Raw genomic sequence first — 21,515 nt, forward strand, 5'->3', positions numbered from 1 at the left:
ATTCAAGCTTCGGGGTTCTCGATCAGCAGTGCCATGCCCTGGCCGCCGCCCACGCAGGCGCTGGAGATGCCGAAACGTTTGCCGCGCTGGCGCAAGGCGCGGGCCAAAGTCACGGTCAGGCGCACGCCGGTGGCGGCCAGCGGGTGGCCTAGCGCAATGGCGCCGCCGTGCACATTCAGCTTGTCCAGGTCCAGGCCCAGCTCGCGGCCCACAGCCAGGGTTTGTGCGCCCTGGGCCTCGTTGATCTCAAACAGGTCGATGTCGGCCAAGGTGAGGCCGCAGCGCTCCAGCAGCGCGCGGATGGCGGGGGCCGGGCCTATGCCCATGTACTCGGGCGCCACGCCCACCGCCGCTGCGCCGCGCAGGCGGGCCAGGGGTTTCAGGCCGCTCTTGCGCACATAGGCGTCGCTGGCCACCAGGGCGCTGGCGGCGCCGTCTACCAGGGCCGAGCTGTTACCGGCCGTCTGCACGCCGCCGGGGTAGACCGTGCGCAAGGCGGCCAAAGCATCCACCGGCGATGGCCGGGGATGGGTGTCATGGGCCATCTGCACCACTTTGCGCGGCAGCTGGATGCCACGGTTGGCATAGCCTTCCAGTGCAAACACCTCGTTGGTTACGGGCGCGATTTCCCCGGCATGGAAGTCTTTGGCGCGCAGAGCGCGGTCAAACGACTGGGCCGCAAATGCATCCACGTCGGCGCGGCTGATGCCGTACTGCACGGCCAGGTTCTCGGCAGTCTGGATCATGCTGACGGGGCCGGCGGTATCGACCAGCGCCTCCACCAGAAAGTCCTTGAACTCCACCGGCGCACCCAGCTTGAAGCCGCTGCGGTGGGTGTAGGCGGCAATCGGGTTGCGCGTCATGGACTCGGTGCCCACCACCAGCGCCAGGTCGGCATAGCCCAGGGCGATCTGGTCGGCGGCCTGGCGGAACAATTCAAAGCCGGTGCCGCAGATGCGCTGCACCAGGATGGAAGGCACGGCCAGCGGCACGCCGGCGTACAGGCCCACATGGCGCGGCAGCACATAGGCATCAAAGTCGGCCTGCGCCATCGAGCCCACCACCACCGACTCCACATCGGCCGCTGGCAGACCGCTGCGCTCCAGCACGGCACGCGCCACCTTGATGCCCATGTCGGTGGGCGACAGCGCGCCAAAGGCGCCGCAGTAGTCCACCAGCGGCGTGCGCACGCCGTCAACAAGCCAGGCATTGTGGAAAGAAGAGGAAAAGTGTTTCATAGAAATCCGTGGATAGTTGGGACCGGCTGCGGCAGCTGCTACGCACCGCAAAACACACGCCACCGTAGCTGATGCAACGCTGCTTTTTGATTATTAAATATAACTTTATATGCACCCACCAAAGCTAGGGAAAGCACCTAGGATTCAAGCCTCTTTCAATCTTGTTTTAGTTATTTTTAATAACTATAGTTCGACAAACTAAACCTGTATTCCTATGCGCACACCACACACCGACATCTCTCTGGAAATCCGTGGCGACAGCGAAGAAATCGCCGTCATCCGCCTGACCCGCCCCGCCAAGCGCAACGCGCTGAACGACGGCCTGATCCTGGCGCTGCGCGACATCATGGACGACCTGCCCGCCAGCGTGCGCGCTGCCGTGATCAGCGGCGAAGGCGACCACTTCTGCGCCGGCCTGGACCTGAGCGAGCTCAAAGAACGCGACGCCGGCCAGGGCCTGCACCACTCCCGCATGTGGCATGCCGCGCTGGAGCGCGTGCAGTTCGGCCCGGTACCGGTGGTCGCAGCACTGCACGGCGCGGTGGTCGGCGGCGGCCTGGAGTTGGCCAGCGCTTGCCATATCCGCGTGGCCGATGAATCCACTTTTTACGCCCTGCCCGAAGGCTCGCGCGGCATCTTCGTGGGCGGTGGCGGCGCGGTGCGCATCCCCCGCCTGATCGGCACCGCCCGCATGATGGACATGATGATGACCGGCCGCGTTTACAACGCTGCAGACGGCGAGCGCGCGGGCTTCGCCCAGTACCTGGTACCCACCGGCACCGCGTTCGACAAAGCGGTGGAGCTGGCCGGCCGTATTGCCCAAAACGCCCCACTGACCAACTACGGCCTGATGCACGCCCTGCCGCGCATCGCCGAGCAACCCAGCGACCAAGGCCTGCTGACCGAATCCATGATGGCCGCGATTGCCCAGAGCGCGCCCGAGGCCAAAGAACGCGTGCGCGCCTTCCTGGACGGCCGCGCCGCCAAGGTGAAAAAAGACTGAGCCCACGCGCCCCCACCTAACCGTACGCGCCAGCCACACGACCAAGTTGCCCGCAGAGCACCGGAACCCAGACATGTCCGCCACCACCACATCCCCCCGCTTCCGCCCTTTGCAGTTTGGCGTCACCGAAGTCCGCACCCGCCAGGGCGAGCAGGGCTGCGTCTATGTGCAAGCCGCCCAGGAGCTGCAGCCCTACCCGACCCGGCTGACCGACCGCCTGGCCCACTGGGCCCAGACCCGGCCCGACCAGACCTGGATGGCCCAGCGTCACAAGAACGCCGATGGCAGCCTGGCTGACTGGCAGCACATCAGCTACGCGCAAGCATGGCAGTCGGCGCGCAACATCGCCCAGGCCCTGCTGGGCATGGATCTGGGGGCAGAGCGCCCGGTGGTCATACTCAGCGAGAACGATCTGGACCACGCCCTGCTGTCGCTGGGTTGCCTGGTGGCAGGCATACCGCAGTGCACTGTGTCCGCCGCCTACTCCACCATCAGCCAGGACTTCGACAAGCTGCGCCATGTGCTGAGCACCCTGACCCCCGGCCTGGTGTTCGCCAGCGTGGGCAGCCGCTTTGCCCGCGCCATCCAGACTACTGTGCCCAGCGATGTGCGGGTGGTGCTGGGTGCCGGCAGCATTGAAGGCCGCGACACCATCCCGTTCAGCCAGTTGCTGCACACGCCCGCCACCCCGGCAGTGGATGCTGCGCACGCCGCCATTAGCGGCGACAGCATCGCCAAGTTCATGTTCACCTCGGGCTCCACCAAGCTGCCCAAGGCGGTCATCATCACCTACCGCATGTGGAGCGCCAATCTGCAGCAGATGAACCAGGCCATGCCCGTGCTGGCCGAGACACCGCTGGTGCTGGTCGATTGGCTGCCGTGGAACCACACCTTCGGTGGCAACCACAACTTTGGCATCGTGCTCTACAACGGCGGCACGCTGTACCTGGACGAAGGCAAGCCCACACCCAAGGGCATGGGCGAGACCATCCGCAATCTGCGCGAGATAGCGCCCACCGTGTATTTCAACGTGCCCACCGGCTTCGAGGTGATCGCCAACCTCATGAAGACCGACGACCAGCTGCGCAAGAACCTGCTGAGCCGGGTGAAGATGTTTTTCTTCGCCGCCGCAGCGCTGTCGCAGCCGGTGTGGGACTCGCTGTTTGAAAGTGCCGAGCGTGAAATCGGCGAGCGCATCGTGATGGGCACCGGCCTGGGCATGACCGAATGCACGCCCTACTCCCTGGGCGTCAACAGCCCCCACGTGCAAGCCGGCCACATCGGCGTGCCCGGCCCCGGCCTGGAGCTGAAGCTGGCACCCGTGGACGGCAAGGTAGAAGTGCGCTACCGAGGCCCCAACATCACCCCCGGCTACTGGCGCAACCCCGAGGCCACCCGCGAGAGCTTTGATTCCGAGGGCTTCTTCTGCTCGGGCGACGCGGTGCAGTGGATCGACGAAAACGACCTGCACAAAGGCCTGAAGTTCGACGGCCGCATTGCCGAAGACTTCAAGCTCAGCACAGGCACCTTTGTCAGCGTGGGTCCGATGCGCGCCAAGATCATCGCCGCAGGCGCGCCCTATGTGCAGGACGCGGTGCTGACCGGTATCAACCTGAAGGAAGTGGGCGCGCTCATCATCCCCACCAACGCCTGCCGCAGCCTCAGCGGCCTGCCAGACGGCGCCAGCATGCAAGCGGTGCTGGAGAGTGCGCCGGTGCAGGCCCACTTCCAGCAGGTCATAGATAGGCTGGCAGCCGAAGCCACCGGCAGCGCCACCCGCATTGCCCGCGCCTACCTGCTGGCCGAGCCGCCTTCGCTGGACCAGGGCGAGATTACCGACAAAGGCTCCATCAACCAGCGCGCCGTGCTCAAGCACCGCGCCGCCCTGGTGGAAGCCATGCACAGCGGCAGCTTATCCAACATCCTCCAACCTATTGAACGCACTGGACACACAGCATGAACATCCAAGGAACATCCGCACTTGTAACCGGCGCCGCCTCTGGCCTGGGCGAGGCCACCGCCCGCGAACTCGCCCGCCTGGGCGCCAAGGTAGCAGTACTGGACGTGAACATCGCGCAGGCAGAAAGAGTAGCAGCCGACATCAACGGCATCGCCTGCCAGTGCGACATCACCAGCCCCGACAGCGTCACCGCCGCCATTGACAAAGCCGCCGCCGCGCACGGCCCGGCCCGCATCCTGATGAACGTGGCCGGCATCGGTGGCGCCAAGCGCGTGGTGCAGAAAGACGGCAGCGCCGCCCCGCTGGACGCGTTCAGCAAGGTCATCACCGTGAACCTGATCGGCAGCTACAACATGACCCGCCTGTTCGCCGCCGCCTGCGCCAAGCTGGAGCCGCTGGAAGACGGCGCGCGCGGCGTGATCATGTTCACCGCCTCGGTCGCCGCCTTTGACGGCCAAGTCGGCCAGCAGGCCTACAGCGCCTCCAAGGGCGGCTTGGTTGGCATGACGCTGCCCATGGCGCGCGACCTGGCGCAGCACGGCATCCGCGTGTGCACCGTGGCGCCCGGCCTGTTTGCCACGCCGCTGATGCAGGAGCTGCCCGAAGCCGTGCAGGCATCGCTGGCCGCCAGCATCCCCTTCCCGTCGCGCCTGGGCAAGCCATCCGAATTCGCCGAGTTGGCCGCCCACATCGTGACCAACCGCCACCTGAATGGCGAGGTGATCCGCCTGGACGGCGCGCTACGCATGGCACCGCGCTAAGCGCTGCCAGCCCCCATAAAAACAAGGAGACACAACATGCCCAGCCCCCACCCCAGCACCGGCGCTGCCAGCAGCAGCAAGGTGCTCACCCTCTTCCTCTGCTTCGTCGTGGCCTTGCTCGAAGGGCTGGACCTGCAGTCCGCCGGCATTGCCGCCTCCGGCATTGGTGCCGAGTTCAAACTGCTGCCGCCGCAAATGGGCGGTATGTTCAGCGCCGGCCTGGTCGGCCTGCTGCCCAGCGCGCTGTTTGGCGGCTGGCTGGCCGACCGCATTGGCCGCAAGAAGGTGCTGGTCGGCTCGGTGCTGCTGTTCGGTCTGTTCTCGCTGGCCACGGCCCATGTGTGGGACTACCAGAGCCTGCTGGCCGCGCGCTTCATGACCGGCCTGGGCCTGGGTGCGGCGCTGCCTATCCTGATCGCCCTGTCTTCTGAGGCCGCCGATGAGCGCAACCGCAGCGTGGCCGTGAGCGTGACCTATGCCGGCATTCCGCTGGGCGGCGCACTGGCCTCGGTCCTGGGGATGCTGAACGTGGGTGGCGGCTGGCGCGGCTTGTTCTACGTGGGTGGCGTGGTGCCGCTGCTGATTGCGTTTCTGCTGATCGTTCTGCTGCCCGAATCCCGCGCCTACCTGAGCCGCCAACAGGCTGCGGCCGCCACGGCGCGCCCTGTCTCCAGCGAAGGCCTGGCCGGACTGTTCAAAGGCAGCATGTGGAAGTCCACCCTGCTGCTGTGGCTGGCCAGCTTCTTCGTGCTGACCGTGCTCTACATGCTGCTGAACTGGCTGCCATCCTTGCTGCAAGGCAAGGGCTTTAGCAGGGCGGATGCGGGCATGGTGCAGCTGCTGTTCAACTTCGGCGGTGCAGCAGGCTCGCTGATGGTGGGCCGGCTGATGGACTCCAAGGGCCGCATGTTCACTGCCGTGTGCATCTACGTGGGCATGTTGTTGTCGCTGGCCGGGCTAGGCCTGTCGGACAGCTTCAGCATGATGTTGCTGGCCGGGCTGGGCGCAGGTTTCTGCGCCCTGGGCGGGCAGCTGGTGCTGTATGCGATGGCACCGGCGCTGTACCCCACCTCCATCCGCGGTACAGGTGTGGGCGCGTCCATCACCGTAGGGCGGCTGGGTGCGATTGGCGGCCCGATGATTGCGGGGCAAATCCTTGCGGCTGGCATGGGCGTAGGCGGCGTGATGGCCGCCTCATCGCCCGGCATCGTGGTCGCAGCCGTGGCCGCCATGGCGCTGATGCGCGCCCAGCAGGCGCTGCGCAGCCACTAGCCATTTATATATAAAAAATGCCCCTAGCGCAGGTAACACCTGCGCTAGTAGCTATCTAAAGAAGAGCAAACCATGGCCGCATTGGACGATATCGCTTTCCTGTTAACCGAGGTGCTGCAGGCACCGCAGCAATGGCAGGCCTTGCCAGCATTCGCCGATACCGATGCGGACCTGGCACTGCAGGTACTGGAGGAAGCTGGCAAGTTCGTGGATCAGCAAGTCGCACCGCTGCAACGTGTAGGCGACGAAGTAGGCTGCCGCTTCCACGCCGGCCAGGTCAGCACGCCGCCCGGCTTCAAAGCGGCTTACCAGGCCTTCTGGCAAGCCGGCTGGCCGGCACTGTCCTGCGCCCCGGAAGACGGTGGCCAGGGCCAGCCCGCGGTGCTGGAATGCGTGCTGTATGAGATGCTGGCCGGTGCCAACCACGGCTGGACCATGGCGCCCGGCCTACTGCACGGCGCCTATGAGTGCCTGAAGCACCACGGCAGCGACACACTGAAAGCCCAGTACCTGGAAAAGATCGCCAGCGGCGAATGGCTGGCCACCATGTGCCTCACGGAAGCCCATGCCGGCAGCGACCTGGGCCTGGTGCGCAGCAAGGGCGTACCCCAGCCGGACGGCAGCGTGCGCGTGAACGGCAGCAAGATCTTCATCTCCGGCGGCGAGCATGACCTGAGCGACAACATCATCCACCTGGTGCTGGCCCGCCTACCCGAGGCACCCGCCGGGCCCAAAGGCCTGTCGCTGTTCCTGGTGCCCAAAATACTGCCCGGCGGCGAGCGCAACGCCGTGGTCTGCGAGCGCATCGAGGAAAAAATGGGCCTGCACGGCAGCCCCACCTGCGTGATGCGCTTTGACGACGCCACCGGCTGGCTGGTGGGCGAACCCCACAAGGGCCTGAACGCGATGTTCGTGATGATGAACGCCGCCCGCCTGCACGTAGGTCTGCAAGGCCTGGGCCTGTTGGAGGCCGCCTGGCAAAAGGCCCATGCCTATGCGCTAGAGCGCCGGCAGATGCGCGCCCCGTTGGCCGCACAAGGCCCCAGCACCATCGCCGAGCACCCCGCCATCCGCCGCATTCTGGACACCCAACGCGCCTGGATAGACGGCGGCCGGGTCGTGGCCTACCACACGGCCTTGCAGTTGGATGTGGCCAAGCACAGCCCGGACGCGGCCCAACGCGCCAGCGCCCAACGCTGGTGTGCGCTGGTCACGCCGGTGCTGAAAGCCGCCTTCAGCGACCAGGCCTTCCAGGGCGCCAGCGCCTGCCTGCAGGTATTTGGCGGCCATGGATATGTCAGCGAATGGGGCATTGAGCAGATCGTGCGCGACTCGCGCGTGGCCATGATCTACGAAGGCACCAATGAAATCCAGGCCATCGACCTGCTGGTGCGCAAGGTGCTGGCCGATGGCGGAGCCACCATCAGCGCCCTGCTGGCCGAGCTACCGACGACAGCGCAACGCGACGCCTTGCTGCAAGCCACCATCGATTTGGTCCACGCCGCCAAGTCCGCGCCCGAGCTGCCCTACTGGGTGGCCGACGACTATCTGCGCGCTGTGGCCCTGGTACTGCTGGACTGGGCCTGGGGCCGCATCCGCACAGCCCCAGCCGCTAGCGGTCCGCGCTGGAGCGCACCGGCCCAGGCTTTCCAGACCTGGGTGCTGCCCGAGTTCGATATGCGCCTGGCCATCATCCGCCAGCGGCTGGGCTAACGCATACCGCACACCGGCGGTGCATTTGGCGCAGGCCCCTGCTTGTACATGGGTGGCCCGGCTTTTAAAATCAAGCCTACTTTGCCCGCCGGAGCCCTGCCCCATGAATGCCATCTCGTCCATTTCACTGTCCGGCATGCAGGCTGCACAAACCCGGCTGGATGCGTCGGCCCACAACATCGCCAACCAGCAGACCGAGGGCTTCCAGCCCCAGGAAGTGCAGCAAAGCACCCAAGCAGACGGCGGCGTCAACAGCCAGGTGGAACGCAGCACCGGCGCCGGCCCCAGCCTGGAAGACGACGTGGTCGCCCAGCTGCAGGCCAAGAACAGCTTCCTGGCCAACCTGAACGTGTTCAAAACCAACGACAGCATGCTGGGATCGCTGCTGAATATCCGAGCCTGAGAAACTGTTCAAGGTGTTTACGCTGTCCGCACGCACAAAAAAACCCACGTCCGGGTAGTTTCTGGTGGCTTGCGGGGCAAGCACGCTATACATTTAGATACATTTGCTGCCGAGCAGCAGCCTACCCCCAGTTCGCCTGCAAGGCAGACGCCAAGGAGCCTTGTGAACCAACGTGCGGACGACCTATCCAGCTGCCAGGCCATGGTCATCGACAGCCATGCCACGTCTCGCTCTATCCTGGTGGCCCAGCTCAGGGACTTTGGCGTGGGCAAGGTGGTGCAGTGCATGTCTACCGCCCACGCTCGCCGTCTGCTGGAGCACGAACACTTTGACGTGGTGCTGTGCGAGCACCAGTTCGCGGGTAGTTCGTCCTCCGGCCAGGATTTGATAGACGACCTGCGCCGCAACCAATGGTTACCCTTCTCGACCGTATTCATCATGGTCACGGGTGAAGCCACGTACACCAAGGTGGCCGAGGCCGCTGAGTCTGCACTCGACGGCTACCTGCTGAAACCCCACAGCGCCAACAGCCTGGGCGAGCGCTTGCACCAGGCGCGCGTACGCAAAATTGCGTTGAAAGCTATTTTTGAAGCCATAGACGAAGGGGAGTTTGACAAAGCCGCAGAGCTCTGTGTCAAACGATTCAACGCCAAAGGCCCATTCTGGCTGTACGCCGCCCGCGTGGGTGCCGAACTGCTGCTGCGCACCAACCAGTATGACCAGGCACAGACCCTTTACGAGGCCGTGATCGCCGCCAAGACTCTGCCGTGGGCCAAGCTGGGCGTGGCGCGTTCGCTGCTGGACTCCGGCCAGACCGCCAAGGCCACCAGCGCCATCGAAAGCCTGATCGGCGAAAATCCACAATACGCCGACGCCTACGACATCCTCGGCCGGGCCCAGTTCGAGCAAGGCAAGTACGAACAAGCCATGGCCTCCTACCAGATGGCGGTGGACATGGCGCCCGACTCCATCAGCCGCGCGCAGAACCTGGGCCTGATGATGTACTACGTCGGCGACCGCAAGCAGGCCGAAAAAATGCTGGACCGCACGGTGCGCCTGGGGCTGGACTCCAAGATGCTGGACTGCCAGACCCTGGTGCTTTTAGCGTTCATGCGCCTGGAGGCCAAAGACCGCAAAGGCCTGCAACGCTGCTACGACGATTTCAAGCGTGTTGTTGAACGCAGCAGCGACGCTGCACGCAGCCAACGCCTGATGGGCATCATGCAGACCCTGCTAGCCATCCACGACCAGCAGGTAGCCCAGGCAGTGCAATCGGTGCGCGAGCTCATCCGTGGTGTCAACCAACAAGCGTTTGACTTCGAGTCCGCATGCAATCTGCTGGCCCTGCTGAGCGTGCTGGCGCAGCGCAGCATCCAGCTGGACGAAATCCACACCGTGATCGACGCGCTGGGCATGCGCTTCTCCACCACCCGGCCGCTGAGAGAGCTGCTGGCCGGCTCTTGCGCCGTCCATGAACCCTATGCCGAACGCATACGCGAATGCCAGCCGCAGATCGCCAAGATCGCCGAAAGCGCCATGGCCCTGAGCCTGCGTGGCGACCCGCGCGCTGCGGTGGACAACCTGGTGCTGCACGGTACCAACACCCAGAATGCCAAGCTGATAGAGACCGCCTACCTGGTGCTGCAGCGCTATGAGGCCAAGATTGAGGGCCATGCCGGCCTGATGGCCGCCGTGCAGGACTTGCGTACGCGCTTCGCACCGGCCAATGCGCGCTCTGTACTGGGCGAGCCCAAACGCCAGGCCGGCGGACTGATACTGCGCACCGGCGGCGCAGCAGCACGTACATTACCGGGTTTGGCTCCGGCCGAACCCGCGCCCCAGCGCCACGCATTTTTGCCCTCTGGCCCCAACTGAATTCCCATGTCCTGGCACGCCCAACTCGACCTGCATTACCAAAAAGAAGCTGCACGCAGCATAGCCCGCCACCTGCACAAAGGGCCGCTGCGCATTCTGCAAAGCCTGTACCCAGAGGGTGATGCGATCTGCCACAACGTACTAGTGCACCCGCCCGGCGGCCTGGTCGGCGGTGACACGCTGGACATCACCGTGCGTGTGGACAGCGGCGCCCATGGCCTCATCACCACGCCCGGCGCAACCCGGTTTTACCGATCCGCCGGCGAAGCGGCACTGCAAAACACCCAGATCACGCTGGCGCCCGGGGCCCGGATGGAATGGCTGCCCAGCGAGGCAATTTGCTACAACCAGTGCCTGGCCGAAAACCGCCTGCGCTTCCAGCTAGAGCCCGGCGCCGAGCTGATAGGCTGGGACGTTACCGCCTTCGGCCTGCCGCAGGCGCAGCAGCCGTTTGCGCAAGGCCGCTTTTGCCAGCACCTGGAGCTGCCCGGCGTATGGCTGGAGCGCGGCACCATAGACGCCAGCGACACCCGCCTGCTGGACAGCCCGCTGGGCCTGGCCGGCAACAAGTGCATGGCCTCACTGTTCTTCCTGGCCGGCAGCCGGCTGGACAATGCACGCCGCGCCGCCGCGCTGGACGTGGCCCGCCAAGTCATCGACAACCACCCGCTGCGCGATAAGGCCGGCGCCACCAGCCCCGACGGCCAGGTCGTCATCGTCCGCTGCCTGGCCCCGCTGGTAGAACCCGCCATGGATTTGATGAAACAGGTCTGGGCCGCCTGGCGCGCCCACTTCTGGCAGCTACCCGCCACCAAGCCGCGCATCTGGGCGATGTAGAAGAAATAGGCCGCTAGCGCATATAGAACCTGCGCAGGTAGCTATCAAAAATGTAGTACAGAGGTATCAGACAATCTCAGTGGGAAAACTGGCCATCCCGTCAACGACGAGACTGTCTGGCCCAGAAACACCGCGGAACTGGCTATGCCAGGCCGCAGGTGTTGCCCCCTGCGTGTCACACCGGTTTTTCAAACCGATGTGAGGGGGGTTGGCGAAAACATGCGTCTTCGGCTTTGCAAGCCGAAGCCGGGGAAGTGTGTAGCCTGGGGGTGTGCCTAAACTTGCCCTACTAGCATCTGCACAAACATCTGCAGCTTGGTATTGGTCTCGGCGCTCAGGGCCGTGAACTCCAGCCCGGCCAGCAGCAGGCCGTCTTCGTGCTTGGTCTTCATCACGCGGGCGTAGATGTCGGTGACCGGGTATTCCACCAGGGTCATGTCGAAGTTCAGCTTCACGTCAAAGCCGACTTCCAGCGGCAGGTCCAGCTCCAATAGCACGCCGTGGTAGCCGATGTCAAGGATGTGCGCGCGGATTGGGTGCGGCAGCACCGTGCTGCCTTCCAGCACCTGCAGGTCGCAGGGAATGCGCACCTCGGCGCGGTGGCTGCGACGGAACTCCTGGCGTGGCACTTTGAGGTGCAGCGCGGGTATGGAGATCAACTCGCGCACCTTCACCGGCACCAGCTTGCCCGCCACGAACACCTCCACCGGGTCGGTCACCACTACCGAGCCATCGCAACGCTGGTAGGTGTTCTCGCTGATCAGCACCTGGCCGCGCAGGCTGAAGGATTCGATGCGCGACGCCAGGCTGACCTCGTTGCCAATCACCGTGTACTGCGAAAAAACCTCAGAGCCAAAGCGCCCGGCCATCACCGAGCCGGTGTTCAGGCCTATGCCCATGTACAGCTCGGGCATGCGGCCGCGCTGGTACTGGTCGTTCAGCAGGCGCATGGCGATCTGCATTTCCACCGCGCAAGACAGGGCGCGCATCACATCGTCCGGGCGCTCCACCGGCGCGCCAAACAGCACCGTCATGGACTCACCGGTGAACTTGTCGATGGTGCCCTGGTAGCGGTAAATCACCTCGCTCATGCGCTCCAGGCACAGGTTCAGCATGGTCACGATGGTGCCCGCAGGCTGGGTGGCGGTCAGCGCGATGAAGCCGCGCAAATCCGCCACCAGTATGGTCACGTCGCGCTTGACCACCGCCAGCTCGGGCCCTGAGTCGGGGGCGCCCAAGGCACCGTCCACGATGGCCGACAACTCGGCCTGCAGCGCGGGCGACACAGCTGTGCCGGTTTCGCGCGCCACCAGTGCTTGCAAGCGGCGTTGTGTCTCCGTCCGGGTATCAGTTTTCATGCGATTGGACATTCTGTAGTGGTTGCGCGGTATGCGCTGCCAACAGAATAGTGCCGCACCCGGTGGCGGTCAAGCTGCAAGACCCGCAGCCTGTGCGCCATGTCAATGGCCCAGCACCCCGTCAGCCTTGAACATGGCTTTGATGCCGCGCACCGCCTGGCGGATACGCGCCTCGTTCTCGATCAACGCAAAGCGCACATGCTCGTCGCCATGGTCGCCACAGCCTATGCCGGGTGATACCGAGACCTTGGCCTTGGCCAACAGCTGCTTGGCAAACTCCAGCGAGCCCAGCGCGCGATAGGGTTCAGGAATACGCGCCCAGATGTACATGCTGGCCTTGGGGCAATCCACCTGCCAGCCGGCTTCCATCAAGCCTTTGTAGAGCACGTCACGGCGGCTCTGGTAGGTGGCGGCGATCTCGCCCACGCAGCTCTGGTCGCCCTCCAGCGCGGCAATCGCCGCCACCTGCAGCGGGGTGAAGGTGCCGTAGTCGTGGTAGCTCTTGATACGCGCCAGGGCCGCCACCAGGTCCGGGTTGCCAACCATGAAGCCGACACGCCAGCCAGCCATGTTGTAGCTCTTGGACAGGGTAAAGAATTCCACCGCGATATCCTTGGCACCCGGCACCTGCATGATGCTGGGCGCCTTCCAGCCGTCGAACACAATGTCGGCATAGGCCAGGTCATGCACCACGAAGATGTCGTGCTTTTTGGCCAGCGCAATAACCTTCTCGAAGAACGGCAACTCCACGCACTGCGCCGTGGGGTTGCTGGGGAAGCCCAGCACCATCATCTTCGGCTTGGGGTAGCTGCCGCGAATGGCCTTCTCCAGCTCGGCGAAAAAGTCCACGCCCTCGGTCAAGGGCACGCTGCGGATGTCAGCGCCCGCTATCACAGCGCCGTAAATGTGGATGGGGTAGCTGGGGTCGGGCACCAGCACGGTGTCGCCCCGGTCCAGCGTGGCCAGCATCAGATGCGCCAGGCCTTCTTTCGAGCCTATGGTGACGATGGCCTCGCTATCAGGGTCAATGTCCACCTGGTAGCGCGTTTTGTACCAATGCGAAATAGCCCGACGCAGGCGCGGTATGCCCTTGCTGGCCGAGTAGCCGTGGGTGTCCGGCCGCTGGGCCACCTCGGTGAGCTTGGCGACGATGTGCGCAGGCGTGGCCCCGTCGGGGTTACCCATGCTCATGTCAATGATGTCCTCGCCACGGCGGCGTGCGGCCAGCTTCAGTTCGGCCGTGATGTTGAAAACGTAGGGAGGCAGGCGGTCAATGCGCGCAAAGCGGCGCTTGCCTGCAGAAGATGCAGCCATGTTGATAAATCTCACGTAAGCGCCCGGAACCGTCCGAGCGACGTGGTCTGCCATGTGGGCAAACCCGCTGGAATGCTAGCAGAAAGCCTGGCCGCCCCAGACAAGCCAGCGCACGCAGAACTTGGCACGCAAACTGCTTATACAAACCTGTCTATACATATTAAATCGACCTACTTTCTGAATTTTCACCAAATTTGTGCCTGATATGACCCTAATTAAACCGTCAAATCCAGCCTCGCGCACCATTCAAGTGAAAATAATGGTTTACCTGTATGTACAAGTTGGCTCATAACGCCGACTATCGCACCACTATGAGCACATCCACACCTTCCGTACGCCGCACATCCAGGCCCCGCGCCCATGTGGCGCAATCCCCGCTGGAGCCCGCCGTGGCCCGCTACCAGCAGGTCAAGGACTTCATTGCCAGCAAGATCCAGGACGGCACCTGGCGCGCTGGCGACCGCCTGCCCTCTGAAAGCGAATTGGTCGCCCAGTTCGGCATTGCCCGCATGACCGTCAACCGCGCCTTGCGCGAGCTGGTAGAGCAAGGCCGCATCACCCGCACCGCCGGCGTAGGCAGCTTTGTGGCGGATGAAAAGCCCCAGGGCAATCTGCTGCAGATCGCCCGCCTGTCGGACGACATTCGCCGCCGGGGCCACGACTACCGCTGTCAGATCGTCAACGTGGAGCGCATCGCTGCCCCGCTCGAAGTAGCGGCTGCGCTGGGCCTGCACACGGGGGAATCGGTGTTCCACGCGGTCTGCGTACACCTCGAAGACGGCGTGGCCATCCAGCTGGAAGACCGCTTCGTCAATCCGCGCATGGCGCCTGAGTTCATGGAGCAGGACTTCACTATGGAGCAGCCCTCCGACTTCCTGGTGCGCACCGTGTTGTTCGACCAGATGGAGCATGTGGTGGACGCCGTGCTGCCCACCCGCGAACAGGCCGAACTGCTGCAGATGGAGCCCAGCCAACCCTGCCTGCTGCTCACCCGACGCACCTGGATGCGCGAAGTCCCCATCACCCTGGTGCGCTGCCTGCACCCCGGCGCGCGCTACCGCCTGGGCAGTCGGGTACGCACCGATGGCAATGCCGTGACCAGCTAACTTTTACCCCTACACACCACCGCACTTTCGCTCGCACCAACTTGTCTATACAGGATTAGAAATGTCCACACTCACACTCCATCCCGGCCACGTCACCTTGGCCCAGCTGCGCAGCATCCACGCAGGCAACATCCAGCTCAGCATGGCCCCAGAAGCCCGTGCCGGCATGCTGGCCGCACAGGCCACCGTGCAACGCATCGTGGACCAGGACCAGGTGGTCTACGGCATCAACACCGGCTTTGGCAAACTGGCCAGCACCAAGATCGCACCCGACCACCTGGCCGACCTGCAGCGCAACCTGGTGCTATCGCACAGCGTGGGCACGGGCGAACACCTCGCGGCCCCGGTGGTGCGCCTGATCCTGGCCACCAAGGCGGTCAGCCTGGCGCGTGGCCACTCGGGCATACGCCCGGCCCTGGCCGAAGCCCTGCTGGCCCTGGTCAACGCCGGCATTACGCCTTGCATCCCGGCCAAAGGCTCGGTGGGCGCATCCGGCGACCTGGCGCCGCTGGCGCATATGGCCTGCGTATTGATAGGTGAAGGCCAGGCCACCAGCGCCAACGGCGAAGTACTGACTGGCGTGGAAGCCATGGCCCGCATCGGCCTGAAGCCTTTTGTACTGGGCCCCAAGGAAGGCCTGGCGCTGCTGAACGGCACGCAGGCATCCACCGCGCTGGCGCTGCACGGTCTGTTTGGGGCCGAAAACGTATTTGGCGCCGCCCTGCTGTCCGGCGCGCTGTCGCTGGAAGCGGTGCAAGGCTCGATCAAACCCTTCGATGCACGTATTCACGCCGCACGCGGCCAGCCTGGCCAGATGGCGGTGGCAGGTGCGGTACGCGCCCTGCTGGACGGCAGCGAAATCGTGCCGTCCCACTCGAACTGCGGCCGCGTGCAAGACCCCTATTCGCTGCGCTGCATTCCGCAGGTCATGGGCGCCTGCCTGGACAACCTGACCCATGCCGCCAAGGTACTGCAAACCGAAGCCAATGCCGCGTCCGACAACCCCCTCGTCTTTGACAACGGCGACGTGATCTCCGGCGGCAACTTCCACGCCGAACCTGTGGCCTTTGCCGCCGACATCATTGCCCTGGCGATCGCGGAAATCGGCGCTATTTCTGAGCGCCGCCTGGCACTACTGCTGGACACCGGCCTGTCCGGCCTGCCGCCCTTCCTGGTGCGCGACGGCGGCCTGAACTCGGGCTTCATGATGGCCCAGGTCACGGCGGCTGCCGTCGCGTCCGAAAACAAATCCCTGGCCCACCCCGCCAGCGTGGACAGCCTGCCCACCTCGGCCAACCAGGAAGACCATGTATCTATGGCCACCTTTGCCGCGCGCCGCCTGGGCGAAATGGTGAACAACACCGCCGTGGTCATCGGCATAGAAGCCATGGGCGCCGCCCAGGGCATTGAGCTGAAACGCAACCTGAAAAGCTCGCCCCTGGTGGAAGCCGCCTTTGGCGACATTCGCCAGCGCGTGGCCTTCCTGGACCAGGACCGCTTCCTGGCCAACGACATCGAAGCCATGCGCCTATGGGCACACCGCAGCGACTGGCCAGCCGCCGTACTGAACATCTTGCCCAGCCACATCCCAGCCTAAGGAGAGCCTCAATGACCCAACAAGACCCCCGCTTCGACGCCAGCCGCGTCATCCGCGCACCGCGTGGCACCGAACTCAGCTGCAAGAGCTGGCTGACCGAAGCCGCCTACCGCATGCTGCAAAACAACCTCGACGCCGAGGTGGCCGAAGACCCGAAGAGCCTGGTGGTCTACGGCGGCATCGGCCGTGCCGCCCGCAACTGGGAATGCTTTGACCAGATCCTGGCCAGCCTGCGCGAGCTGAACGACGACGAAACCCTGCTGGTGCAATCCGGCAAGCCGGTGGGCGTATTCAAAACCCACGCCAACGCACCCCGCGTGCTGATCGCCAACTCGAACCTGGTGCCGAAATGGGCCAACTGGGAGCACTTCCATGAACTCGACCGCAAGGGCCTGTTCATGTACGGCCAGATGACCGCCGGCAGCTGGATCTACATCGGCAGCCAGGGCATCGTCCAGGGCACGTTCGAGACCTTCGTAGAAGCCGGCCGCCAGCACTACAACAACGATCTCGCCGGCAAATGGATACTCACCGCCGGCCTCGGCGGCATGGGCGGTGCCCAGCCACTGGCCGCGACGCTGGCCGGCGCCGTATCGCTGAACATCGAATGCCAGCAGAGCAGCATCGACTTCCGCCTGCGCACCCGCTATGTGGACAAGCAGGCGCGCGACATCGACCATGCTCTGGAACTGATCCAGCAGCACTGCGACGCGAAGGAAGCCGTGTCCATCGCCTTGCTGGGCAATGCGGCCGACATCCTGCCCGAGCTGGTGAAACGCGCCAAGGCCGGCAGCATCAAGCCCGATTTGGTGACCGACCAGACCTCGGCCCACGACCTGGTCAACGGCTACCTGCCCACCGGCTGGAGCGTGGCCGACTGGAAGGCGGCGCAGAAAGACCCGGCCCAGCATGCAGCGTTGACAGCGGCAGCCGCCCAGAGCTGCGCCGTCCACGTGCAAGCCATGCTGGACTTCCAGGCCATGGGCATCCCCACAGTGGACTACGGCAACAACATCCGCCAGGTGGCTTTCGACGTGGGCGTGCAGAACGCCTTCGACTTCCCCGGCTTTGTGCCGGCCTACATCCGCCCGCTGTTCTGCGAAGGCAAGGGCCCGTTCCGCTGGGTAGCCTTGTCGGGCGACCCGGAAGACATCTACAAGACCGACGCCAAGATCAAGGAACTGTTCCCGAACAACCACCACACGCACCGCTGGCTGGACATGGCGCGCGAGCGCATCAGCTTCCAGGGCCTGCCGGCACGCATCTGCTGGCTGGGCCTGGGCGAACGGCATATCGCCGGCCTGGCCTTCAACGAGATGGTGAAGAACGGCGAACTGAAGGCACCGATCGTCATCGGCCGGGACCACCTGGACACCGGCTCGGTGGCCAGCCCGAACCGCGAAACCGAAGCCATGAAGGACGGCACGGACGCCGTGTCTGACTGGCCGCTGCTGAACGCGTTGCTGAACACCGCCGGCGGCGCCACCTGGGTCAGCCTGCACCACGGTGGCGGCGTCGGCATGGGCTATTCGCAGCACTCCGGCATGGTCATCGTGGCCGACGGAACCGACGCCGCGGCCGAGCGCCTGGCCCGCGTGCTGGTCAACGACAGCGGCTCCGGCGTGATGCGCCACGCCGATGCCGGCTACGACATCGCCATTGCCACCGCCAAGAAGCAGGGCCTGCACCTGCCGATGGTGAAGTAAAGCGTCAAGTAAGGCAACGCTACGGTATTGATAGCTGCTAGCGCAGATAAACACTGCGCTAGCGCCCTGTTTTTTATAAATTTTCCTTTGTCCTCAACCCTTGAAAGCCAGACCATGAAGATCGAAAAACTCCTCTCCACCAGCCTGCTCGCACTGGGCGTCCTGGCCTGCGCCGCACCGGCCCAGGCCAAAGACTGGAAGTCCGTCACCATCGCCACCGAAGGCGCGTACGAACCCTGGAACCTGACCTTGCCAGGCGGCAAGCTCGGCGGCTTCGAGGTCGACATGATGGAGGACCTGTGCAAGCGCATGCAGATCAGCTGCAAGCTGGTGGTGCAGAACTGGGACGGCATGATCGCCGGCCTGAAAGCCGGCAAGTTCGACGTGATGATGGACTCCATCGTCATCACCGACGAGCGCAAGAAAGAGATCGCTTTCTCCGCCCCCTACGCCTCCACCTCGGCCAGCTTCGTCACCGCCAGCGGCAAGCTGCTGCCCGAAGCCAAAGGCCCGGCACTGAAGTTGGGCAACGACGCCAAAACCGTGCGCGCCGCCATCGAGCCGCTGCGCGCTGCGCTGAAGGGCAAGACCATCGGCATCGCCTCCGGCACCGTCTACACCGCCTTCATGGATGCGCACTTCAAGGACATCGCCACCATCCGCGAATACAGTGCCTCGGCCGACACCATGCTGGACCTGAAGGCCGGCCGCATTGACGCCGCTTTCGACGATGTGACGTTGATCAACTCCATCCTGGAAAAGCCGGAAAACAAGGGCCTGGCCTACACCGGACCGAAGATCGGCGGCCTGGTATTCGGCGAAGGCGAAGCTCTCGGCTTCCGCAAGGCCGATGGCGACCTGAAAGCCAAGTTCGACACCGCCATCAAGGCCGCGCTGGCCGACGGCACGGTGAAGAAGCTGTCGCTGAAGTGGTTCAAGACCGACCTGACTGGAACCCTGTAAACACCGTAAAGCGGCATTTGGCATCTGCCAAGTGCAGCATCCCGTTCGCCCTGAGCCTGTCGAAGCCCTTCGACAGGCTCAGGGCGAACGGGGCGAGATCCACCCGACCAACACCATGCGTGCTACAGCCCTGACCGAAAGACCATGATGGAACTCCTCACAATGCTAGGTTTCAGCGAGCAGGGCTGGGGCCCTGCCCTGCTGCTGGCCACCCTGTTGACGGTGGCCCTGACACTGTGCGGCTTACTGGTGGGCTCGGTGTTCGGCGCGCTGGTGGCGGCTGCCAAGCTGTCGCCACGGCGCAGCCTGCGCTGGCTGGGTGAGCTGTACTCAACGGTATTCCGAGGCATCCCCGAGCTGCTGGTGATCTACCTTTTCTACTTCGGTGGCTCGACCCTGATCACCACCATCGGCCAGTGGTTTGGCGCCGAAGGTTTTATCGCCACACCGCCATTTCTGGTCGGCGCGCTGGCCGTCGGCATGATCTCGGGTTCGTACCAGGCCGAGGTCTACCGTGGTGCCTTCCTGGCCGTGGTGCCGGGTGAGCTGGAAGCCGCGCGCTCCATCGGCATGCCCACCATGATGCTGGCCCGGCGCATCCTGCTGCCACAAATATTCCGCCTGTCGCTGCCCGGCCTGGGCAATGTCTGGCAAATGAGCCTGAAGGATTCGGCCCTGATCTCCGTCACCGGCCTGGCCGAGTTGATGCGCAGCACGCAAATCGCCGCCGGCTCGACGCGCCAGTACTTCACTTTCTACATCGTCGGCGGCCTGATTTACCTGCTGCTCACCGGCATGTCGAACCAGGTATTCAGCCGCTCCGAACGCCGCATGAACAAATCGCAACGCCGCAGCCTGGCGGGAGGCCACTGACATGGACTTCGACTTCCTCCTCGACACGCTGGGCAAGCTGCTGGCCGCGGTGCCCACCACGCTGGGCCTGTTTACGCTGTCCATGCTCTGCGGCGGCGCGCTGTCGCTGCTCATCGTGGCGATGCGCGTCAGCCCGTATCCAGCACTCAGCTGGTTCGCCCGCGGCTATGTGTTGGTATTCCGCGGCTCGCCGCTGCTGATCCAGCTATTCCTGATCTATTACGGCCTGGGCCAGTTCGACGCGGTGCGCGACAGCATGTTCTGGATCGTTCTGCGCTCGCCCTATGCCTGCGCGGTGCTGGCGCTGGCGCTGTGCACGGCGGGCTACACCGCCGAGATCCTGCGCGGCGGGCTGATGGCCGTGCCGCACGGCCAGATCGAGGCCGGCCTGGCCACCGGCATGTCGCGCTGGACGCTGCTGCAGCGGGTCATTGCGCCGATTGCGCTGCGCCAGTGCCTGCCGGCCTATTCCACCGAGCTGGTGCTGCTGGTGAAGTCCACCGCGCTGGCCAGCCTGGTGACGGTGTGGGACGTGACCGGCGTGGCCCAGCAGATCATCCAGCGCACCTACCGCACGATGGAGGTCTTCGTCTGCGCCGCCGCCATCTACCTGGTGCTGAATTTCCTGCTGGTGCGCGCCGTGGCGATGCTGGAGCACCGGCTGTCGCCGCATCTGCGCAAGCGCCCCACCGACGCCGTGCAACCCCAAGCCCAAACCGTTTGACCCGACCATGACCACCACCACCGCCACGCTGGCTGTCGCCGGCATCCACAAATCCTTTGGCAGCCACCATGTGCTGAAGGGCATTTCCATGACCGCGCAGAAGGGCGATGTGATCTCCATCCTCGGCGCCAGCGGCTCGGGCAAGAGCACATTCCTGCGCTGCATCAACCTGCTGGAAACACCGGACCAGGGCAGCGTCTGCCTGGACGGCGAAACCCTGGAGATGCGCCAGCGCAAGGACGGCCGCATGGAGCCGGTGCACCGCAAGCAGGTCGAGCGCATGCGCTCGCAGCTGGCGATGGTGTTCCAGAACTTCAACCTCTGGTCGCATATGACGGTGCTGCAAAATCTGATCGAAGGCCCGATGCGGGTGCAAAAACGCGCCCGCGCCGAATGCGTGGAAGAGGCCGAGGCACTGCTGCAGCGCGTCGGCCTGTTCGAGCGCCGTGACTACTACCCGGCGCATTTATCCGGCGGCCAGCAGCAGCGCGTGGCGATTGCCCGGGCGCTGGCGATGCGCCCGCAGGTGATGTTGTTTGACGAGCCGACCTCGGCACTCGACCCCGAGCTGGTCGGTGAGGTATTGAAGGTGATGCGCTCCCTGGCCGAAGAGGGCCGTACCATGCTGGTAGTGACGCACGAAATGGGCTTTGCCCGGAATGTGTCGAACCGCGTGGTCTTCATGCACCAGGGCGTGGTGGATGTGGAAGGCGCACCGGCCGAGGTGTTTGGCGCCCACAGCTCCGAACGTTTTCGCCAGTTCAATTCCGGCCACCAGGAACGTGCCGCGGCCTGACCTCACCAGCACTCCA

General features: G+C 64.6%; 18 protein-coding genes. 15 read left to right on the plus strand and 3 right to left on the minus strand.

Going from position 1 to position 21,515, the window contains the following annotated elements:
- Positions 1-2: 2 nt before the first annotated feature.
- Entirely contained in the window at positions 3-1,244 is a 1,242-nt protein-coding gene (locus AC4BBN_RS02170) for a thiolase family protein (protein ID WP_490591374.1), read from the minus strand.
- Positions 1,245-1,452: 208 nt separating this feature from the next.
- Here AC4BBN_RS02170 and AC4BBN_RS02175 point away from each other — a divergent pair, with 208 nt between their 5' ends.
- From AC4BBN_RS02175 to AC4BBN_RS02210, 8 genes are all read left to right on the plus strand, one after another.
- Positions 1,453-2,241, plus strand: a complete 789-nt coding sequence (locus AC4BBN_RS02175) for a crotonase/enoyl-CoA hydratase family protein (RefSeq protein WP_490590306.1) — start codon at positions 1,453-1,455, stop codon at positions 2,239-2,241.
- Between the two features lie 73 nt (positions 2,242-2,314).
- The gene (locus AC4BBN_RS02180; protein WP_490590307.1) at positions 2,315-4,201 is read left to right on the plus strand and encodes a feruloyl-CoA synthase; all 1,887 of its coding nucleotides are present in this window, start codon (positions 2,315-2,317) and stop codon (positions 4,199-4,201) included.
- A complete protein-coding gene (locus tag AC4BBN_RS02185) occupies positions 4,198-4,962 on the plus strand; it encodes an SDR family NAD(P)-dependent oxidoreductase (protein ID WP_490590308.1) in 765 nt (254 codons plus the stop codon). The genes AC4BBN_RS02180 and AC4BBN_RS02185 overlap by 4 nt, the downstream gene beginning before the upstream one ends.
- Positions 4,963-4,998: 36 nt before the next feature.
- On the plus strand, positions 4,999-6,234 hold the full coding sequence (gene mhpT, locus AC4BBN_RS02190; protein ID WP_490590309.1) for a 3-(3-hydroxy-phenyl)propionate transporter MhpT: 1,236 nt from the start codon (positions 4,999-5,001) through the stop codon (positions 6,232-6,234).
- 72 nt (positions 6,235-6,306) lie between these two features.
- Complete coding sequence (locus AC4BBN_RS02195) at positions 6,307-7,947, plus strand: acyl-CoA dehydrogenase family protein (protein ID WP_490590310.1); 1,641 nt, start codon at positions 6,307-6,309, stop codon at positions 7,945-7,947.
- Positions 7,948-8,050: 103 nt separating this feature from the next.
- The gene (locus AC4BBN_RS02200; RefSeq protein ID WP_490590311.1) at positions 8,051-8,350 is read left to right on the plus strand and encodes a flagellar basal body protein; all 300 of its coding nucleotides are present in this window, start codon (positions 8,051-8,053) and stop codon (positions 8,348-8,350) included.
- Positions 8,351-8,512: 162 nt separating this feature from the next.
- A complete protein-coding gene (locus AC4BBN_RS02205; protein ID WP_490590312.1) occupies positions 8,513-10,225 on the plus strand; it encodes a response regulator in 1,713 nt (570 codons plus the stop codon).
- Between the two features lie 6 nt (positions 10,226-10,231).
- On the plus strand, positions 10,232-11,062 hold the full coding sequence (locus tag AC4BBN_RS02210) for an urease accessory protein UreD (protein WP_490590313.1): 831 nt from the start codon (positions 10,232-10,234) through the stop codon (positions 11,060-11,062).
- 275 nt (positions 11,063-11,337) lie between these two features.
- Here the strand turns inward: AC4BBN_RS02210 and AC4BBN_RS02215 are convergent, their stop codons facing one another.
- Both AC4BBN_RS02215 and alaC read right to left on the minus strand, forming a co-directional pair.
- The gene (locus tag AC4BBN_RS02215) at positions 11,338-12,420 is read right to left on the minus strand and encodes an adenylate/guanylate cyclase domain-containing protein (RefSeq protein ID WP_490590314.1); all 1,083 of its coding nucleotides are present in this window, start codon (positions 12,418-12,420) and stop codon (positions 11,338-11,340) included.
- 102 nt (positions 12,421-12,522) lie between these two features.
- Positions 12,523-13,734 carry an alanine transaminase gene (alaC, locus tag AC4BBN_RS02220; protein WP_490590315.1) on the minus strand — a complete coding sequence of 404 codons (1,212 nt, stop codon included), beginning with the start codon at positions 13,732-13,734 and terminating at the stop codon, positions 12,523-12,525.
- A 311-nt stretch (positions 13,735-14,045) separates the two neighbouring features.
- Here alaC and hutC point away from each other — a divergent pair, with 311 nt between their 5' ends.
- The 7 genes from hutC (at position 14,046) to AC4BBN_RS02255 (ending at position 21,499) form a co-directional block, all read left to right on the plus strand.
- Positions 14,046-14,840: a histidine utilization transcriptional repressor HutC gene (gene hutC / locus AC4BBN_RS02225; protein WP_490590316.1), complete on the plus strand. Its 795-nt coding sequence runs from the start codon at positions 14,046-14,048 to the stop codon at positions 14,838-14,840.
- A gap of 61 nt (positions 14,841-14,901) precedes the next feature.
- Positions 14,902-16,437, plus strand: coding sequence for a histidine ammonia-lyase (hutH, locus tag AC4BBN_RS02230; RefSeq protein ID WP_490590317.1), 1,536 nt, complete (start codon positions 14,902-14,904; stop codon positions 16,435-16,437).
- An 11-nt stretch (positions 16,438-16,448) separates the two neighbouring features.
- The gene (gene hutU, locus AC4BBN_RS02235) at positions 16,449-18,143 is read left to right on the plus strand and encodes a urocanate hydratase (protein WP_490590318.1); all 1,695 of its coding nucleotides are present in this window, start codon (positions 16,449-16,451) and stop codon (positions 18,141-18,143) included.
- A 114-nt stretch (positions 18,144-18,257) separates the two neighbouring features.
- Complete coding sequence (locus tag AC4BBN_RS02240; protein ID WP_490591375.1) at positions 18,258-19,106, plus strand: transporter substrate-binding domain-containing protein; 849 nt, start codon at positions 18,258-18,260, stop codon at positions 19,104-19,106.
- Positions 19,107-19,253: 147 nt separating this feature from the next.
- A complete protein-coding gene (locus AC4BBN_RS02245; protein WP_490590319.1) occupies positions 19,254-19,979 on the plus strand; it encodes an ABC transporter permease in 726 nt (241 codons plus the stop codon).
- 1 nt (position 19,980) lies between these two features.
- Positions 19,981-20,703, plus strand: a complete 723-nt coding sequence (locus AC4BBN_RS02250) for an ABC transporter permease (protein WP_490590320.1) — start codon at positions 19,981-19,983, stop codon at positions 20,701-20,703.
- 7 nt (positions 20,704-20,710) lie between these two features.
- Positions 20,711-21,499 carry an ABC transporter ATP-binding protein gene (locus AC4BBN_RS02255; RefSeq protein WP_490590321.1) on the plus strand — a complete coding sequence of 263 codons (789 nt, stop codon included), beginning with the start codon at positions 20,711-20,713 and terminating at the stop codon, positions 21,497-21,499.
- Positions 21,500-21,515: the final 16 nt, after the last annotated feature.

The sequence above is a fragment of the Rhodoferax sp. SPJ21 genome (assembly GCF_058216335.1).

Bases quoted from the DNA above. Each gene is read 5' to 3' on its own strand.
- alaC (WP_490590315.1), bottom strand. From the start codon at position 13,734: ATGGCTGCATCTTCTGCAGGCAAGCGCCGCTTTGCGCGCATTGACCGC.
- AC4BBN_RS02210 (WP_490590313.1), top strand. From the start codon at position 10,232: ATGTCCTGGCACGCCCAACTCGACCTGCATTACCAAAAAGAAGCTGCA.
- AC4BBN_RS02215 (WP_490590314.1), bottom strand. From the start codon at position 12,420: ATGAAAACTGATACCCGGACGGAGACACAACGCCGCTTGCAAGCACTG.
- AC4BBN_RS02195 (WP_490590310.1), top strand. From the start codon at position 6,307: ATGGCCGCATTGGACGATATCGCTTTCCTGTTAACCGAGGTGCTGCAG.
- AC4BBN_RS02200 (WP_490590311.1), top strand. From the start codon at position 8,051: ATGAATGCCATCTCGTCCATTTCACTGTCCGGCATGCAGGCTGCACAA.
- AC4BBN_RS02175 (WP_490590306.1), top strand. From the start codon at position 1,453: ATGCGCACACCACACACCGACATCTCTCTGGAAATCCGTGGCGACAGC.
- AC4BBN_RS02180 (WP_490590307.1), top strand. From the start codon at position 2,315: ATGTCCGCCACCACCACATCCCCCCGCTTCCGCCCTTTGCAGTTTGGC.
- AC4BBN_RS02240 (WP_490591375.1), top strand. From the start codon at position 18,258: ATGAAGATCGAAAAACTCCTCTCCACCAGCCTGCTCGCACTGGGCGTC.
- hutC (WP_490590316.1), top strand. From the start codon at position 14,046: ATGAGCACATCCACACCTTCCGTACGCCGCACATCCAGGCCCCGCGCC.
- AC4BBN_RS02185 (WP_490590308.1), top strand. From the start codon at position 4,198: ATGAACATCCAAGGAACATCCGCACTTGTAACCGGCGCCGCCTCTGGC.
- AC4BBN_RS02250 (WP_490590320.1), top strand. From the start codon at position 19,981: ATGGACTTCGACTTCCTCCTCGACACGCTGGGCAAGCTGCTGGCCGCG.
- AC4BBN_RS02255 (WP_490590321.1), top strand. From the start codon at position 20,711: ATGACCACCACCACCGCCACGCTGGCTGTCGCCGGCATCCACAAATCC.
- AC4BBN_RS02245 (WP_490590319.1), top strand. From the start codon at position 19,254: ATGGAACTCCTCACAATGCTAGGTTTCAGCGAGCAGGGCTGGGGCCCT.
- hutH (WP_490590317.1), top strand. From the start codon at position 14,902: ATGTCCACACTCACACTCCATCCCGGCCACGTCACCTTGGCCCAGCTG.
- mhpT (WP_490590309.1), top strand. From the start codon at position 4,999: ATGCCCAGCCCCCACCCCAGCACCGGCGCTGCCAGCAGCAGCAAGGTG.
- hutU (WP_490590318.1), top strand. From the start codon at position 16,449: ATGACCCAACAAGACCCCCGCTTCGACGCCAGCCGCGTCATCCGCGCA.